Raw genomic sequence first — 17,038 nt, 5'->3', positions numbered from 1 at the left:
GGCCCGAACGGGGGATGCACCTGCCCACCGGGATCGTCGTCACCGACGGTCGACTCGTCGTCGCCGACGCCTGGCATCATCGGATCCTCGTCTGGGACACCGTCCCGACGGCCACCGATACCCCTCCCGACCTGGTGCTTGGCCAGCCCGACGCGGCGAGCGTGCGGGAGAACCGCGGCGGCCCGTGCGGGCCGACCACCTTCTACTGGCCGTTCGGCGTGGCCGTGATCGGCGGGCGTTTCTACGTCGCCGACACCGGCAACCGGCGGGTGCTCGGCTGGTCGGGCGGCCTGCCGTCCTCCCCCGATCGGGCGCCCGACCTGATCCTGGGCCAGCCCGATCCGACCAGCCGGGAGGACAACCGCGGGGGCCCGGCCGGACCTGACACCTTCCGCTGGCCGCACGATGTCACCGGGGACGCCGGGCGGCTGCTCGTCGCCGACGCCGGTAACCACCGACTGCTCGGCTGGATCCCTCATCCCGACGCCGACACCGCCGCGGACCTGGCCCTCGGCCAGGCCGACCTGACCAGCTGCGGCGAATTCCCCTACGCCCCCGGCCGGGCCGACACACTGCGATTTCCCTACGCCGCCGACTGTGACGGCGATCTGCTGGCCGTCGCGGACACCGCCGACAACCGGATCCTGCTCTGGGACGGCGTGGCGCGGGACACCGGCGCCCCCGCCACCGCGGTCCTCGGGCAGCCGACGTTCGCCGACACCGGGGAGAACCGCTGGTCGGGCGTCACCGCCGACACGTTCTGCTGGCCGTATGGCCTGTCCCTGCACGCTGGCCGGCTCGCCGTCGCGGACTCCGGCAACAACCGGGTCATGATCTGGGAGCGGCGGCCGTGACCGCGACACGCGCCGACGAGCGGGCCGACGAGCGGGCCGTGACGTGCCCGCCGGGCGGGCGGGTACGTCGGCGGATCGCGGTCGAGGGTGTCGTGCAGGGGGTCGGGTTCCGGCCCCATGTCTATCGGCTGGCGAGCGGCCTCGGGCTCACCGGCTTCGTCGGCAACGACTCGACCTCGGTCTTCGCGGAGGTCGACGGCGACGCCGCCGACGTGGCCGAGTTCCTGCGCCTGCTGGCGCCGTCCGCGCCGCCCCTCGCCCGCGTCGACCGGATCACGGTGAGCGATGTTCCCGGCCCGCTCCACCCGGGCGATCCCGTCCGAAGAGGCGATACCGGTCAACCTGACGGCACCCTCCACGCGGGCGGGGCCGGGTTCCGGATCGTGGCGAGCAGGGCCGCGGCCGGCGCGCGCACCATGGTGCCCCCGGACGCGGCGGTGTGCGCGGACTGCCTGCGGGAGCTGTTCGACCCGGCGGACCGGCGCTACCGCCATCCGTTCATCACGTGCACGAACTGCGGCCCCCGGTTCACGATCATCGAGGCGATGCCGTACGACCGGGCGGCGACGACGATGGCGCGTTTCCCGATGTGCGCGCGCTGCGCGGCCGAGTACACCGACCCCGCCGACCGCCGCTTCCACGCCGAGCCCATCGCCTGCCCGGACTGCGGCCCCCGGCTGTGGTTCGGCCCGGCGCGCGGACCGGCGCGCGGACCGACGGACGGACCGACGGTGACCGGTGCCGATGCGGCGCTCGCGGCGGCCCAGCGGGCGCTGGCGGCCGGCGCGATCGTGGCGGTCAAGGGCGTCGGCGGCTACCACCTCGCCTGCCACGCCGAGAACGACGATGCCCTGGCCCGGCTGCGCGACCGCAAGGGTCGACCCGACCAGCCGTTCGCGGTGATGGCCCGCGACCTGGCGACCGCGGCCGGAGTCGGGGACATCTCGCCGGCGGTGGCTGCGCTGCTGGCCGCGCCGGCCGGGCCGATCGTGGTCACCGGCCGCGTCCCGGGGGCACCGCTGTCGGACCTGGTCGCGCCGGGCAGCCCGCTCATCGGGCTGCTACTGCCGTACACGCCGATCCACCATCTGCTGTTCGCGCCGGTCCCGGGCGGCGACCCGCCGCCGCGGCTGCTGGTGATGACCAGCGCCAACCGTTCGGGGGAGCCGATCTGCTTCGACGACGTCGAGGCACGCACCCGTCTCGACGGGCTCGCCGATGCCTTCCTCACCCACGACCGGCCGATCCTGGCGCCGTGCGACGACTCGGTGGTGCGCTGCGACGACGAGCAGGTCGTGCCGTTGCGCCGGTCCCGCGGCTATGTCCCGCTGACAGTGGATCTCCCCCGCCCGGTCGGGCCGGTGCTCGCCGCCGGCGGCGAGCTGAAGAACACGCTCTGCCTGACCACCGGGCGGCGCGCCATCCTGTCCCAGCATCTCGGTGACCTGGGCAGCCTCGCGGCGATCGCGGCGTTCGAACGGTCCGGCGCGCGGATGGCGCACCTCTACGGCGTCGAACCCGCGGCCTTCGCCGCCGACCCCCATCCCGGGTACACCACCCGAGCCTGGGCGCAGCGGACCGCCGGCGCCGAGCGCCCCCTGCGGCTGGTGCAGCATCACCACGCGCATGTGGCGGCGCTGCTCGCCGAGCACGGCCGGCTGGGCGAACCCGCCGTCGGCGTCGCCTTCGACGGCACCGGCTACGGCGGCGACGGCACGATCTGGGGCGGCGAGGTGCTCCTCGTCGGCTTCGACGTCACCCGCGCCGAGCGCATCGCCCACCTGCGCCCGGTCCCGCTGCCCGGCGGCGACGCCGCGGTGCGCAACCCGTGCCGGGTGGCCCTGGCCCACCTGGCGGCGGCGGGCCTGCCCTGGTCCGCGGACCTGGCCCCGGTGCGGGCCTGCTCCGCCGCGGAGCGCGCGGCCCTGCGCACCGCCCTGGACCGGGGCATCGCCTGTGTGCCCAGCAGCAGCATGGGCCGACTGTTCGACGCGGTGGCGGCGCTGCTCGGGGTGCGCCAGCGGACCACCTACTCCGCGCAGGCCGCCGTCGAGCTGGAGGCCCTCGCTGCCGGGCCGCTCGCTGCCGGCGCGGGTGGGTGGCCGCTTGCCTTCGGGCTGGCGGACGGCGTCCTGGCTCCGGCGCCGGTGCTGGCGGGCCTCGTCGACGGCCTGCGGGCAGGTGTGGCGGTGTCCACGCTGGCCGGTGCGTTCCACCTCGCCGTCGCGGCTGCGGTGACCCGCGTCGCCGAGGTCGCCCGGCGACGGCACGGCGTCGGCCTGGTCGGGCTGACCGGCGGGGTCTTCGCCAACGTCGTGCTGCTGCGGGCCTGCCGGGCCCGCCTGGCCGACGCCGGTTTCGACGTCCTCGTTCACCAGGTGGTGCCGCCGGGCGACGGCGGGCTGGCCCTCGGCCAGGCGGCCGTCGCGGCGCTGGCCGGCGGTCCGGATCCGACGCCGGTATCCGGCGGGAAGGGAGCTTGACGCGATGTGCCTGGGGATACCCGGCCGGATCACCGAGATCTGGGATGACCGCGGCACCCGGATGGCGCTCGTCGACTTCGGCGGCGTCATCAGGTCCGTGTGCCTGGCCTACCTGCCCGACGCGACCGTCGGGCAGTACACGATCATCCATGCCGGTTTCGCGTTGACAAGAGTGGACGAGGACGCGGCGCGGCAGACGCTGGCGATGTTCCGCGAACTCGGGCTGCTCGACGCGGAACTCGGCGCGGCCGAAGCCGAGGTGGGGCCTTGAAGTACCTGACGGAGTTCCGCGACCCGGAGCTGGCCCGGTGGCTGCTCGACGCGATCGCCGCCACCGCGACCCGGCGCTGGACGCTGATGGAGGTCTGCGGCGGGCAGACGCACGCGATCATCCGGCACGGACTCGACCAGCTCCTCGCCGACCAGGTCGAGTTCATCCACGGGCCCGGCTGCCCGGTCTGCGTGACGCCGCTGGAGATGATCGACCGGGCGCTGGCGATCGCCGCCCGCCCGGAGGTGATCTTCTGCTCGTTCGGCGACATGCTGCGGGTGCCGGGCAGCGGCACGGACCTGTTCTCGGTGAAGGCCCGCGGCGGGGATGTCCGGGTGGTCTACTCGCCGCTCGACGCCGTCCACCTCGCCGAGGCGCACCCCGACCGGCAGGTCGTGTTCTTCGCGGTCGGCTTCGAGACGACCGCGCCGGCCAACGCGCTGGCGGCGGTGACGGCGCGGCGCCGCCGGCTGGCGAACTTCTCGATGCTCGTCAGCCACGTGCTGGTCCCGCCGGCGATGAGTGCGGTCGCCACCGCCCCGGGCAACCGGGTGCAGGCCTTCCTCGCCGCCGGCCACGTGTGCACGGTGATGGGCATCGACCAGTACGAGCCGCTGGTCGCCGAGCACCGGATGCCGATCGTCGTCACCGGGTTCGAGCCGTTGGACCTGCTCGACGGGGTACGTCACGCCGTCGAGCAGCTCGAGGCAGGCCGGGCCGAGCTCGCCAACGCCTACGAGCGGGCGGTGCAGCCCGACGGCAACCCGGCAGCCCGGAAGATCCTGGCGGAGGTGTTCACAGTGTGCGATCGGGCCTGGCGGGGCATCGGGACGATCCCGGACTCCGGCTGGCGGCTCGCGGACGCGTGGCGCGACTTCGACGCGGAGATCCGCTTCGACGTCGGCGGGCTCACCGTCGCCGAACCGGCGGCGTGCCGCAGCGGCGCGGTGCTGCAGGGACTGATCCGGCCGCCGGACTGCGCGGCGTTCGGCACATCCTGCACGCCGCGCCGCCCGCTGGGGGCGACGATGGTCTCGGCGGAGGGGGCATGCGCCGCCTACTTCCAGTACCGGCGTCTCGCCCCGGCCGGCGCCGCTGCGACCCTGGGGCTCCCCGGGCCGGCTGCCGGGCTGCAGACATGACGGACCTGGCAGACATGGCGGACATGGCCGGGTGGGCCTGCCCGGCCCCGCTGCGCGACTATCAGCGAATCGTGCTGGGCCACGGCGGCGGCGGCGTACTCACCAGCGAGCTGATCGAACATCTGTTCCTGCCCGCGTTCGCCGCCGGCAGCTCGACGACGCGGCGCGATCCGACCTCGGCACTGGCGGACGCGGCACTGGCGGACGCGGCGGTCCTTCAGATCGGCGGGATCAGGCTGGCGTTCACGACGGACTCCTACGTCGTGCGGCCGCTGTTCTTCCCCGGCGGTTCGATCGGCGAACTCGCCGTCCACGGCACCGTCAACGACCTCGCCTGCCGCGGCGCGGTCCCGCTGGCGCTGTCGGCCGGGTTCATCCTGGAAGAGGGGCTGGAGCTCGACGTCCTCGGCCGGGTGGCGCAGGCGATGGGCCGCGCCGCCGCCGCGGCCGGGGTGCGACTGGCCACCGGCGACACCAAGGTCGTCGAGCGCGGCCTGGCCGACGGGCTGTACGTCAACACCAGCGGCATCGGACTCGTCCCGCCCGGGGTGGACGTCCGGCCCGACCGGGCGGCGCCCGGCGACCGGATCATCGTCTCCGGACCGATCGGCGAGCACGGGATCGCGGTGCTCAGCGTGCGCGAGGGGCTGGAGTTCGGCGGCGACGTCCACTCCGACACCGCGGCGTTGCACGGGCTGGTCGCCGCCATGCTGGCCGCGACCGTTCCCGGGGTGCACGCGCTGCGCGACCCGACCCGCGGGGGGCTGGCGACCGCGCTGTGCGAAGTCGCCGCCGCGGCCGGGGCCGGCATCGAGTTCACCGAGTCCGCCGTGCCGGTGCCGCCCGTGGTCGAGGCGGCCTGCGGCTTCCTCGGCCTCGACCCGCTGCATGTGGCCTGCGAGGGCCGGCTCGTCGCGTTCGTCGCCGCGGCCGACGCCGACGCGGTGCTCGCCGCGATGCGCGCGCACCCGGCGGGCCGCGACGCCGTCGTCATCGGCTCCGTCACCGCGGAACATCCGGGGGTCGTCGTCGCCCGCACGGCGTTCGGCGGCAACCGCATCGTCGACCGGCCGCTCGGCGAACAACTCCCCCGCATCTGCTGAGGCGCCGACCGAGCGCGGCCGTCCGAGCGGTGGACACGCTCGGCGCGCACTCCAGCCGCCTGAGCCGTACGCGACCCTCGACTTCGACTACGCCCACGCCCGTCAGCCTTCCCGCGCCGAAATTCGTCCTCGTATGCGGTCTGTCGCCCTATCTTGATGCGTGGACACAGCGACCTCGGGTGAACAAATATGGATCTTCGGGTTCATGACGGTCAACCTTGTCGCGGGAACCGTGGCGCCCGCAGCCGTCCGCCGACGGTTCGGTGACACGGCAGCGCGCACTTTCAAGCGTCGCGCCGGTACAGCGATCGGCAGCGCGCTCACCGTGTGGATGGCAGTCTTCTGGGGATTCACCTATGCGGCCATCAGCGCGGGGCTGTTGCTGGTGTTGTTCCTCGTCGAGCGTTACCCCCGTCAGCGAGCACGCTCAGGGAGGCTGAAGACCACGGGCACGCACCCAGAGACACACCCGTGACCATGCGCCAGCAGAGTCGGTAAGCGACTACCTGGCGTCTCGAGAGCGATTCGGACTTACTCGGCCAGGGGCCTGTCGCTCCGACCGGGCTCAGCCGGCGGCGCCGATCCGCACCGCGCAGTCGGTGGCGGCCAGGTAGACCTGGCGGCGGCCACCGGGGTCGAGGGTGACGGTCGACGCGTCGTGCGTCGCGGTCACGAAGTCGACGTTCTCCCCGCTGGCGACGTCGCGCAGCACCAGTTCGCAGGTCTCACTGCCGTTGAAGTCCTTGATCAGAACCTCGACGCGACTGGGAGCGCTGAAGGCGCTGCTGTCACCGGTCTGCTGGACGATGAACGGCAAGGTCGCGTCGCCGCCGCCGGGCAGGGCGGTGAGCCGGCAACCCGGCGAGGACGGGGTGACGTCGAGGTCGAAGCGGCCGGTCTGATGGACCTGGAACGTCCTGTCCCCCCAGGTGGTGTCGGGCGCAGCCACGCCGGCCGGGTTGTCGACACCGTGCAGCGACACCGTGCAGCCGACGTCGTCACCCGTCTGGCGGTCGGCGATGAGCAGCCGCCACGGCCCGGCGGCAGTGTAGGTGAAGGTGCTCGTCCCGCCGCCGCCGGCGCTGTCACCGCGGGTCAGCAGCACGGCGGTGACGGCCGCAGCCGCCAGCACCACCACTGCGACGCCCAGTCCGAGCAGCCTGCCGCGGTGCCGACGCCGTGGCCCGCCGGCGGGATCCCCCGGGGACGACTCTCCCCCGGCCGCGCCCGACAGATTCCAGGGCGGGGTACCGCCGGCCACCCCCGAGACGCCGTCGCGCCCCCCGACGGGCGGCTCGCCGCCAACCGGGATCGGCGGGGGCGACGGGATCGACGGCGGCGGGCCGCTGGACGGCGCCGGCGTCTGGACGGTCAAGGTGACGTCCAGCGCGGCCCCGTCCAGGCGACCCGAGCCATCGTGGCGGCCTCCGTCCTTCGTGTCCGTGCCCGCTGTGGCTCCGCCCGCCGACGCGCCGAGGCCCGCCGTGTCCACAAGGGCGGCGCGCAGGTCCGCGGCCGTGGGTCGCTCGCCGGGCTCGCGGGACAGTGACCGGCGGACGAGCTCGCGCAGCGGCGGCGCGATCCGCGCGTAGTCAACCCTGGGTTCCTCGTGGACGATCCGGTAGGTCACCGCGTCGGACGGGCCCTCCCCGTACGGCGGTTGCCCGGTGGCGCCGTAGCCGACCAGGGCGCCCCAGGCGAACACGTCGGAGGCTGCCTCGACCTCGCCGACGGTGATCTGCTCGGGGGCCAGCCACGCCGGCGTCCCGATCAGGGTGCCGGTCGCGGTGAGCTGGCCCGCGTCGCGCACCGCGGCAACTCCGAAGTCGATGACGATCGGCCCGGTCGCCGTCCACATGACGTTGGACGGCTTGAGATCGCGATGGATGAGGCCGGTCGTGTGGATCGAGACGAGCGCGTCGGCCAGCCCGGCCGCGAGCCGCACCTGGTCGGCCACGCCGAGCGCGCCGTGACGGGTGAGGTGCTGGCCCAGGGTGGGGGCGGCGAGGAACTCGGTGGCCAGCCACGGCGGTTCGGCGGTGATGTCGAAGTCGAGCAGCTTGGCGGTGTGCCGGCCGCTGACCCGGAAGCAGGCCTGCAGCTCGCGTTGGAACCGGACCCGGAAGCTCGGCTGGTCGGCCAGCTCCGAACGGATGATCTTGATCGCGACCCGACCGAGCGGGCCGTCGCCGAGGTAGACCACCCCCATGCCGCCGCCGCCGAGCCGGCCGAGCAGGCGATGGGGCCCGACCTGGACGGGGTCGGTAAGGCGCAGAGTCGCAACCGCGGCCTGCTCCGGGTCGGTTGACATGACGCGATCTTCTCCTCGGCCCGGACCGCGGCCGCGCCGAGCCCACGGGTGGACAACCCCCGCCGGTACTGGACGCCGCGGTGACAAATCATCTGGATCGTAGCGAGCCCACACTTGTCCGCCCACGGTCGTCGGCTTTCCGACCTCGACAAACGCTGCGGGGCTGTGGACCACAGCGGTTATCCACAGCCCCGGACCGCGGGGCCGCCGACCCGTACGGATGGCCGTAGGGTGGCAAAATGACCTTGCCGCCCGGCCCCGAGGGGCGTCCCGCCGAGCCGTCGGGCGCTCCAGCCGCAGCCACCGCCACCGCCACAGCCACAGCCACCGGCAGTGCCGCGGCGCAGGTCCTGCGGCGGATCTTCGGCTACGAGTCGTTCCGGTCGGGCCAGCGGGAGATCATCGAGCACGTCGTCGACGGCGGCGACGCGCTGGTCCTCATGCCCACCGGCGGTGGCAAGTCGCTGTGCTACCAGATCCCCGCTCTCGTCCGCCCGGGCACCGGGATCGTGGTGTCCCCGCTCATCGCCCTCATGCAGGATCAGGTCGACGCGCTGCGGGCGCTCGGCGCGCGGGCCGGCTTCCTCAACTCCACCCAGGACCTCGACGAGCGACGGGCGGTCGAGGCGGCCTTCCTCGCCGGCGAGCTCGACCTGCTCTACCTCGCGCCGGAGCGGCTGCGTGTCGAGGCGACGCTGCGCCTGCTCGACCGGGGCTCGATCGCGCTGTTCGCGATCGACGAGGCGCACTGCGTCGCGCAGTGGGGGCACGACTTCCGGCCCGACTACCTGATGCTGTCGATGCTGCACGAACGCTGGCCGAGCGTGCCGCGGGTCGCCCTCACCGCGACCGCCACCCCGGAGACGCACAGGGAGATCACCACCCGGCTGGGTCTGGCGGACGCCTACCACCACGTCGCGGACTTCGACCGGCCGAACATCCAGTACCGCATCGTGCCGAAGAAGGAGCCGAAGGCGCAGCTGCTGCACCTGCTACGCACCGAGCACCCCGGCGACGCGGGCATCATCTACTGCCTGTCGCGGGCGTCCGTCGAGAAGATCGCCGAGTTCCTGGCCGGCCAGGGGATCCCCGCGCTGCCGTACCACGCGGGGCTCGACTCCCGGGTCCGGGCCGAGAACCAGGCCCGTTTCCTGCGCGAGGACGGCATCGTCATGGTCGCGACGATCGCCTTCGGCATGGGCATCGACAAGCCGGATGTCCGTTTCGTCGCCCACCTCGACCTGCCGAAATCCGTCGAGGGGTACTACCAGGAGACCGGGCGTGCCGGTCGGGACGGCCTGCGCTCCACCGCCTGGCTGGCCTACGGCCTGCAGGACGTCGTCCAGCAGCGTCGGCTCATCGACGCCTCCCCCGGCGACGCGGCGCACCGCCGCCGGCTGAGCACCCATCTCGACGCCATGCTCGCCCTGTGCGAGACGGTCGAGTGCCGCCGCGTCGGCCTGCTCGCCTACTTCGGTCAGCACGGCACCGCGGCCTGCGGCAACTGCGACACCTGCCTCGAACCACCGCAGTCCTGGGACGGCACCGTCGCCGCCCAGAAGCTGCTCTCCACCGTGCTGCGCCTCGACCGGGAGCGTCATCAGCGTTTCGGCGCCGGCCACATCATCGACATCCTGCTCGGCCGGTCGACACCCAAGGTCGCCCAGCATCACCACGACACCCTGACCGTCTTCGGCGTGGGTGAGGATCTGCGCGAGCTCGAATGGCGCGGGGTCGTGCGTCAGCTGCTGGCCCAGGGGCTGCTCGCCGTCCAGGGCGAGCACGGCACGCTGGCGCTCACCGAGGCCAGCGCCGACGTGCTGCGCGCAACGCGCACGGTCGCGCTGCGCCGCGAGCCCGAGCGGGTCGCGAGGTCGAGCGCCCGCTCCGGCGGTGACGCCGCGGGCCAGGGCGGGGGCCGGAGCCGGCGTGCCGCACCGGTGGATCTGCCGGCGCAGGCGGCGCCGGTGTTCGAGAAGCTGCGGGCGTGGCGCGGCGTCACCGCGAAGGAGCAGAGCGTCCCCGCCTACGTGATCTTCCACGACGCGACGCTGCGCGAGATCGCCACCCGGATGCCGACGGCCCTCACCGAACTCGCCACCATCAGCGGCGTCGGCGAAAACAAGCTCGCCAAATACGGCCAGCAGCTCCTCGACGTCCTCGCCGACACCGCCGAGGCACCCGAACCGGACTGACCCGAGCCGAACCGACCTGCCCTGGCGCCGATCAGCTGCCCGCTGGGTTCACCCTCCTTGGTGCGAGATGAACGGAAATCCGGGCGGGGCGCGAAGGGATCCCGACCATCCCGCCCGCATGAGGAAAAAAGCACGAAAGGCACGGCGGCCGTGCACGGAGCGGTGCGCGGGAAATCGCGGTGCCGCAGAGTATGCGTCGAGCGGGCCGTTCGCGCCGGCTCCCGCGGGCTGCGCGCCGGGCGTGGCAACGAGGGCCGGCGGACCGTCCCGGAGCAAGCCAGAGCAGGGCGAATCGGCTAGGATCAATCGGCCGATGTCTCCCTCCGCTGCCCCGGGAAGAGCGATCTCGCATGCCGGATCCGCGCCTTGGCCCGTTCCCCGCCGACTTTCGCGTACACGGTCTGCGCACGCACAGCGAAGCCGGCGCGGGCGACGATTTCGAACAGATGATCGCGCAGCTCGTCGATGCGCTACATCCCGGCGCCCGCCAGATAAACGTCAACCCGGGTGACACCGGGATCGACGTGTTATTTGGCCGCCTCGACGACCGGATCATCGTCTGGCAGGCCAAATACTTCCTGCCGCAAGTCCGGGAGCACCACCGCGGACAGATCCGGGACTCGTTCCGGGCCGCGGTGCGCAATGCGCGCGAGCACGGCTACCGGATCGACCGGTGGATTCTCTGCGTTCCCTGTTCGATGGACCATCCCACGGCGATGTGGTGGGATCGCTGGCGGCGCGAGCAGCAGGCGGCGACCTCGATCCGCATCGAGGTGTGGGACGAGAGCGGCCTGCGGGCCCGGCTCGGCCGGCCGGTGGCCGCGCACGTGCGCGCCGCCTACTACGCCTGGCCCCGCGCGGCCGGCTACGCCTGGTCGGGCGCGGCGAACGGGCCGACGTCAGCCGCCGCCACCCCGCCGGCACGGCGCGCCGCACCCGCCGACGTGTCCTGGTCTGGCGGGGAGACGGTGCATGTGGCCGCCCGCGCCTGCCTGCTGGAGGGCGACCCGCGGGAGCGGCGCGGCGGCGACGAGTCCTGGGTGCTGCGGGAGGGGACCGCCTCGCTGACCGGTCCGGCGCCGCGCCCGGTGTGGTTCCGCCACGTCCTCGTGCGCCGGCCCGGGTTCGCGGCGGACGCGCAGCTCGCGACCGTGGACAGCCAGATCCGCCTGCTCGCCGAGATCGGCGGGCGTCCCGGCCTCCCCGAACTGATCGAGGGCCAGGTGACGCCGGTGGAGGCGGGCCTGCTTTCCGGCCGGCTGGCGGGCCCTACCTGGCGGGAGGTCTTCGGCCCCGCGCGCCGCGCCGACCGGGGGGCTACCCGAGCCCGTCTCCGCCCGGTGCGGCCGACCGGTCCCAACTGCCCGTCCCCGCGATCCACGGCAGGCCCGAGGCCCTGGGCAACGCCGCCGGCGCAGGGGCGCGAAGCGGCGGCCCGCACGTGGGCGCCGAACCTGGCGAACGCCGCCGCCCTGCTGCGCACCGCCGCCGACGCGGCTGACCTCCTCGCGACCCTGCACGAGGCGGGGCACAGCCACCGAGCCCTGACCCCCGACGGCCTGATTTTGCCGGGTCCCGTCGCGCACCCGACGCCGCCGACGCTGCGCGACCTGGGACTCGCCACGGTGACCCGCCGCGCCGGGGAGGGGCCGGCCGAGTACCGGGCCCCCGAGCAGGATCGGCTGGGACTGCACGTCCCGCGGGTGGGGGTGCGCACGGACGTCTTCCGGCTGGCGGCCATGACCTACCACTGCCTGACCGGCGTCCTACCTGCGCGCGGCGGACCGGCGCCGCTGCGGGGACTCCCGCTGCCGTTCCCGGTGCCGGACACCCTCGACGAGGTGCTGGTGCGGGCGCTCGACTCGGACCCGGCCCGTCGCCCCGCCCGCATCCGCGTCCTCGCCGACGCCCTGCGGGTCGGCGCCGACCATCTCGCCCGCTCCGGCTACTGACGGCCCCCGGGTACGGGTACGGGTACGGGTACGCCGCCGCTTCGGGATGCTTCAGGGCTATGCCGACGCTACGGGGTCGAGGCGGCGGCGCAGACCGTTGATCGGGCCAGGGCCAGGATGGCGCCGGCGGTCGGCTGGTCGGGGGTGATGCCACCGTGGGCGAACCGGGGCGGGATGCGGGTCAGCGCAAGGCGGTCGCCGCCCTTGGGCAGGTCGTCGAGGCAGATGTGGGTGCCGTCGTCGCGCAGCGCGGTGTCGCTGCGGCCAGCCGCGAGGGCGGGGAACTGCGCGCGCAACGCCGTCACGAACGCCGCCGCGGCCTCGGAGTCGTGCATCAGGTCGAACGCGCTCGTCCCGCCCGCGGCCGACGCGCCGGCCGTCGGTGTGGCCCCGGATGACGGCCCGCCGGATCCCGCGGCGCCACTGGAACCTCCGCACGCCGCGAGAACGGCAACGAGGAGGGTCAGGGCGAGTACCCGCCAGTTCTTCATCGGCTCCCCTTGCTCGTGGAAGGAGCAGAGGCTAGCCGGCGTGGCCGGACGCCCAGCCGTCGGGGGCGGCCGGCGCACGCCGTCGGCAGCCGACGGTGGCGCTTCGGACGATGGACCCGCCCACGTCGACCCACGCCGTAGCTGCCCTGTTGGTGCAACCTTGTTCCCGGGGTAACGGGAAATGTTGCGCACCCCGACGCCTCGGTCGACTTTCCCTGCCCCCACAGGCATCCCGGCGGGCGTATTGCCATGACCGCCAGGAAGCCATCTCCGGAATGCGCTGTCCGCAGGTTGTGCCGCGTGCGGTTGACCGGTGCGCACCCGGGGAACCCGCTGTAGTCACAGGCCAGCTGCCCGCCCGACGCGTTCATCCAGCGTTACCAGCGATACCGCCACAGTCAACAGCGCCTTTCCCTGGCAGCGGTAGGAACAACTAGGGACATGTCGGCCCGGGATCGGGCAAGTCGGTTGGACGAGCCTGCGGGGGGTCTGATTGCATATCACCCTGACGGGGGTGACCGGAAGCGCGCCAGACCCATACGAGAGAGAGCAGCAAGGACGGGATGACGACACGAGCTCGAGAGCTGTTCCAACGATCGCGCGCGCTACTCGAAAACTCCCGCGGGGTCGCCGCGCAGCTCCTCGCTTCGCCCGGGGTGCACTCCCGCCCGGCCGTCTCCCCCGTCGCGGCACCGCCGTCGACCCCTGCGCCGGGCCACGCCGGCTCGCCGACGCAGCCGGCGGTCCCACCCACCGCTCCTCCTGGGACCTCCGTCGCCCAGCCCACGAACGCCGCTGCGCCGACGGCCACGCCCGCGGCGACGGCCACGCAGGCGCTGTCGGCGATCTGCGCCGACGTCGCCCTGCGCGATCTGAACCTGGTGGACGGCCTGCTCTCCCAGCTCGAGGAGATGGAGGCCCGAGAGGGAGACGCGGAGCGGCTCGCCGAGCTCTACCAGCTTGACCATCTGGCCGCCCGGCTACGCCGTAACGCCGAGAACCTGCGCATCCTCGCCGGGCGGGACGCCAACGAGACGGTGTCGGAGACCGCGGCGCTGGTCGACGTGATCCGCGCGGCCATGTCCTCCATCGACCACTACTCGCGCGTCACCATCGGTCGCGTGGTACCGCTCGGCATCGTCGGGTTCGCCGCGGAGGATGTCGGCCGGCTGCTGGCGGAGCTGCTCGACAACGCCACCAAGTCCTCCCCACCGACGACGCCGGTGCGCGTCGGTGTGCACCTGACCGAGCAGGGCAGCGCGCTGCTGCGGGTCGAGGACGAGGGCATCGGCCTGCCACCGGAGCGGATGCGCCGGCTCAACGATCGGCTGCGCGCCGCCCCGAGGCTCGACGACGACGCCGTGCGGCACATGGGGCTGGCCGTTGTGGGCCGAATCGCGGCCCGGCACGAGATGCGCACCTGGCTCGACCGGCGCCACCCGCACGGGACGACCGCCTCGGTGCTGCTGCCCGCGGCGCTGATCTGCGAACTACCCGAGGCAAGCTGGTCGGGCGCCCAGACCGTGACCGCCGCGCCCGCCGCCGCCGCCGTACGCACCTTCGGGTCCTCGGCGCACATCGCCGCGCCCGTCGGACTGCCGCAACGCCGGGCCGCGCATCTGGCCCGCCCGCGCCCGGCCGCGCCGGCAGCCCACTCCGCGCGGGCCGCCCCGGCCGCACCGGTGCTGCGGCCCGTCCCGAGTCCGCTGCCGAACCCGGGCCCGAACCCGGGCTCGGGCCCGGCAGCGGGCGAGGCCACCGCCAGCGGCCTGCCCCGCCGGGTGTCACGCAGTCTGAGGAACGGCACCGGGCCGCTCGCGGCCCCGCCGCCACCAGCGCCGTCGGCGGTAGCGGTAGCGCCGTCGGCGGCAGCGGTCGCCGGTCGGGAAGCGGACCACGAACGGCTGCTCGCCGATCTCGACGCGTTCACCGAGGGGGAACGCGCCGCCCGGGACGAGCAGCGAGGGGCCTGAGAAGCAACCTTGACGTCCTCCCCCGCCTGAAGGCAGGGAACCTCTAGGGAAAGAAGAACCACCGGTGAACGATCCAGGGCGGCGTTTCCTCTCCGGCCTCAGGGCCGGGGCATCCACTCCGAGCCCATGGTGACGGGCACGACCCATCTCCAGGGACGCGACGATTTCACCTGGCTCATCAACGACTTCGTCGCCAGGGTGCACGGGGTCTCCCACGCCCTGATCCTTTCGTCCGACGGGCTGTCTCTCACCGCCTCGGACACTGTCGGCATCGTCGAGAGCGAGCAGCTCGCCGCGATCGCCAGCGGGATGCTGAGCCTCGCCCGCAACAGCGCCGCGCTGTTCGACAAGGGAACCTGCGAACAGATCATCGTCCGGCTGTCGTCGGGATATCTGCTGTTCATGGGCATCGATGACGGTGCGGGCCTCGCGGTGCTCACCGACGCTGACTGCGACATGAAGGTCGTGGCCTACGAGATGACCCAGTTCGTGCTGCACGCCGGCCATGCGCTGACCCCACAGACCCGCGCGGACCTGCGCCGGGTCCTCGCCGGCCCGCAGCGGTAGTGCCAGGACGTTTGCCGGTGCCGTGCCGGAACCGGACCCTGCAGTGCCGAGACAACCAAGGATCGTGATCACGATGCCGCTGGACAGCGCGCCGGGACCGTCGGCGCGGACGCCGCGGACACGCAGCCGGCGCATCCGCCCGTACGCGTTGACCGGGGGCCGCACCAGGGCCCGCCACCACCTGCTGGTGGAGACGCTGGTCTCGGTTCCCAGTTACGACCCGGCGCTGAGCGAGTCACTGATGCCCGAGTCGAAGGCGCTCTACGAACGGGCCCGCGCGCAGCTGTCGATCGCCGAACTGTCGGCGATGCTGTCGATCCCCCTCGGGGTCGTCCGCGTGCTCATCAGCGACCTCGCCACCCAGGGGGCGGTGTTCGTCCATCCGACGGCGCACGCCTACTCCCATGACCGGGGCGTGCTGGAGCGGATCCTCAGCGGCCTGCGGGAGCTGCCGGTCTGAGCGGGAACACCCCTGGGGAGGCCACGGTCGCCGACGACGACCCGGAGCAGTTGACGATCTCGGCGAAGATCGTGATCGCCGGCGGATTCGGCGTCGGCAAGACGACGCTGGTCGGCTCGGTGTCGGAGGTGCCGCCGATCAACACCGAGGCGTGGATGACCGAGGCCAGCGAAGGCATCGACGATCTGCCCCCGCACGGGGAAAAGACCACGACGACGGTCGCCATGGACTTCGGCCGCATCTCACTCGACTCCGACCTGGTGCTCTACCTGTTCGGCACGCCGGGCCAGGCGCGGTTCTGGTTCCTGTGGGACGACCTGTCCCGCGGCGCGCTGGGCGCGATCGTCCTGGCCGACACCCGCCGGCTCGACCAGTCCTTCGCCGCGGTCAACTACTTCGAGCACGACTCGACGGTGCCGTTCCTCGTCGCGGTGAACCTGTTCGACGGCCGGCTGTGGCACGACCTCGACGAGGTGCGCGAAGCCCTCGCCCTGCGCCCCGGCATCCCACTGATCACCTGCGACGCGCGGAACCCGGCCTCGACCGCCGAGGCCCTGCGCGAACTGGTCCGCTACGCCATGTCCCTGGCCTGAACCATCCCTGGCCTGAACCATCCCTGGCCTTGATCCACCGCACCTGGCCTGACCCTCGAGGAGCACGCACCCATGCCCAAAATCCTGATCGTCGGCGCCGGTCAGTCGGGCCTGCAGCTCGCCCTGACCCTGCGGGAGCACGACTACGACGTCACGTTGATGTCGGCACGCACCCCCGCGGAGATCCGATCCGGCCGGGTGATGTCCACCCAGGCCATGTTCCACACGGCGCTGCAGCACGAACGCGACCACGGCCTGAACCTGTGGGAGGCCGACGCGGTCGGGATCGAGGGGCTCGGCGTGTCCCTGGCCGCGCCGGATGGCACCCGGGCGCTGGACTGGTTCGGCCGGCTCGACCATCCCGCCCAGTCCATCGACCAGCGGGTGAAGATGGCCGGCTGGGCGGAGCTGTTCGAGGAACGCGGCGGCAAGTTCATCGTCTCCGGGGTCACCACCTCCGACCTGAACTCCCTCGCCGAGCTGTACGACCTGGTCATCGTGGCTGCGGGCAAGGGCGAGCTGGTCGGCCTGTTCGACCGCGACGCCGACCGCTCGCCGTACACCGCCCCGCAGCGCGTGCTGTCACTGGCCTACGTGCACGGGCTCGCCCCGCGCCCCGAGCACCTGTCTCTTATACACAACT

General features: G+C 73.3%; 15 protein-coding genes. 13 read left to right on the top strand and 2 right to left on the bottom strand.

The features are described from left to right. The 6 genes from NBZ83_RS19485 to NBZ83_RS19460 form a co-directional block, all read left to right on the top strand. Positions 1–854 (top strand): NHL repeat-containing protein (locus NBZ83_RS19485; protein WP_261575551.1); only part of this gene is annotated, 854 nt, incomplete at its 5' end. Then, positions 851–3,337 carry a carbamoyltransferase HypF gene (gene hypF / locus NBZ83_RS19480; protein WP_261575550.1) on the top strand — a complete coding sequence of 829 codons (2,487 nt, stop codon included), beginning with the start codon at positions 851–853 and terminating at the stop codon, positions 3,335–3,337. The genes NBZ83_RS19485 and hypF, both read left to right, overlap by 4 nt. 4 nt (positions 3,338–3,341) lie before the next feature. Further along, positions 3,342–3,608, top strand: coding sequence for a HypC/HybG/HupF family hydrogenase formation chaperone (locus NBZ83_RS19475; RefSeq protein ID WP_261558014.1), 267 nt, complete (start codon positions 3,342–3,344; stop codon positions 3,606–3,608). Continuing rightward, positions 3,605–4,750, top strand: a complete 1,146-nt coding sequence (gene hypD / locus NBZ83_RS19470) for a hydrogenase formation protein HypD (RefSeq protein WP_261568156.1) — start codon at positions 3,605–3,607, stop codon at positions 4,748–4,750. The genes NBZ83_RS19475 and hypD overlap by 4 nt, the downstream gene beginning before the upstream one ends. Next, a complete protein-coding gene (gene hypE, locus NBZ83_RS19465; protein WP_308203341.1) occupies positions 4,747–5,853 on the top strand; it encodes a hydrogenase expression/formation protein HypE in 1,107 nt (368 codons plus the stop codon). Before hypD ends, hypE begins: the two co-directional genes overlap by 4 nt. Before the next feature lie 205 nt (positions 5,854–6,058). After that, the gene (locus tag NBZ83_RS19460; protein ID WP_261568155.1) at positions 6,059–6,328 is read left to right on the top strand and encodes a hypothetical protein; all 270 of its coding nucleotides are present in this window, start codon (positions 6,059–6,061) and stop codon (positions 6,326–6,328) included. Positions 6,329–6,418: 90 nt separating this feature from the next. Here NBZ83_RS19460 and NBZ83_RS19455 read toward each other — a convergent pair whose 3' ends face one another. Next, the gene (locus NBZ83_RS19455) at positions 6,419–8,164 is read right to left on the bottom strand and encodes a serine/threonine-protein kinase (RefSeq protein WP_261575549.1); all 1,746 of its coding nucleotides are present in this window, start codon (positions 8,162–8,164) and stop codon (positions 6,419–6,421) included. A gap of 239 nt (positions 8,165–8,403) precedes the next feature. On the opposite strand from NBZ83_RS19455, the gene recQ reads away from it, so the two are divergent. Both recQ and NBZ83_RS19445 read left to right on the top strand, forming a co-directional pair. After that, on the top strand, positions 8,404–10,359 hold the full coding sequence (gene recQ / locus NBZ83_RS19450) for a DNA helicase RecQ (protein ID WP_261575548.1): 1,956 nt from the start codon (positions 8,404–8,406) through the stop codon (positions 10,357–10,359). Between the two features lie 350 nt (positions 10,360–10,709). Further along, a complete protein-coding gene (locus tag NBZ83_RS19445) occupies positions 10,710–12,311 on the top strand; it encodes a protein kinase family protein (RefSeq protein ID WP_261575547.1) in 1,602 nt (533 codons plus the stop codon). Between the two features lie 68 nt (positions 12,312–12,379). Here NBZ83_RS19445 and NBZ83_RS19440 read toward each other — a convergent pair whose 3' ends face one another. Next, the gene (locus NBZ83_RS19440) at positions 12,380–12,802 is read right to left on the bottom strand and encodes a hypothetical protein (protein WP_261575546.1); all 423 of its coding nucleotides are present in this window, start codon (positions 12,800–12,802) and stop codon (positions 12,380–12,382) included. A 563-nt stretch (positions 12,803–13,365) separates the two neighbouring features. Between NBZ83_RS19440 and NBZ83_RS19435 the strand changes: the two genes are divergently transcribed. The 5 genes from NBZ83_RS19435 to NBZ83_RS19415 form a co-directional block, all read left to right on the top strand. Further along, entirely contained in the window at positions 13,366–14,775 is a 1,410-nt protein-coding gene (locus tag NBZ83_RS19435) for a sensor histidine kinase (RefSeq protein ID WP_261575545.1), read from the top strand. A gap of 129 nt (positions 14,776–14,904) precedes the next feature. Further along, positions 14,905–15,342 carry a roadblock/LC7 domain-containing protein gene (locus NBZ83_RS19430; RefSeq protein WP_261568149.1) on the top strand — a complete coding sequence of 146 codons (438 nt, stop codon included), beginning with the start codon at positions 14,905–14,907 and terminating at the stop codon, positions 15,340–15,342. A gap of 73 nt (positions 15,343–15,415) precedes the next feature. Next, the gene (locus tag NBZ83_RS19425; RefSeq protein ID WP_261568148.1) at positions 15,416–15,802 is read left to right on the top strand and encodes a DUF742 domain-containing protein; all 387 of its coding nucleotides are present in this window, start codon (positions 15,416–15,418) and stop codon (positions 15,800–15,802) included. 50 nt (positions 15,803–15,852) lie between these two features. Beyond that, positions 15,853–16,395 (top strand): GTP-binding protein, encoded by a 543-nt coding sequence (locus tag NBZ83_RS19420; protein ID WP_261568147.1) that lies wholly within the window; start codon positions 15,853–15,855, stop codon positions 16,393–16,395. A 72-nt stretch (positions 16,396–16,467) separates the two neighbouring features. Beyond that, a partial coding sequence (locus tag NBZ83_RS19415) for a styrene monooxygenase/indole monooxygenase family protein (protein WP_308203810.1) occupies positions 16,468–17,038 on the top strand: 571 nt, incomplete at its 3' end.

Source organism: Frankia gtarii (genome assembly GCF_025403375.1).
In the GTDB taxonomy this organism is placed as follows: Bacteria; Actinomycetota; Actinomycetes; order Frankiales; family Frankiaceae; genus Frankia; species Frankia gtarii.
Note: the sequence above shows the minus strand (reverse complement) of the source record. Positions and strands in the feature narration are given on the sequence as shown.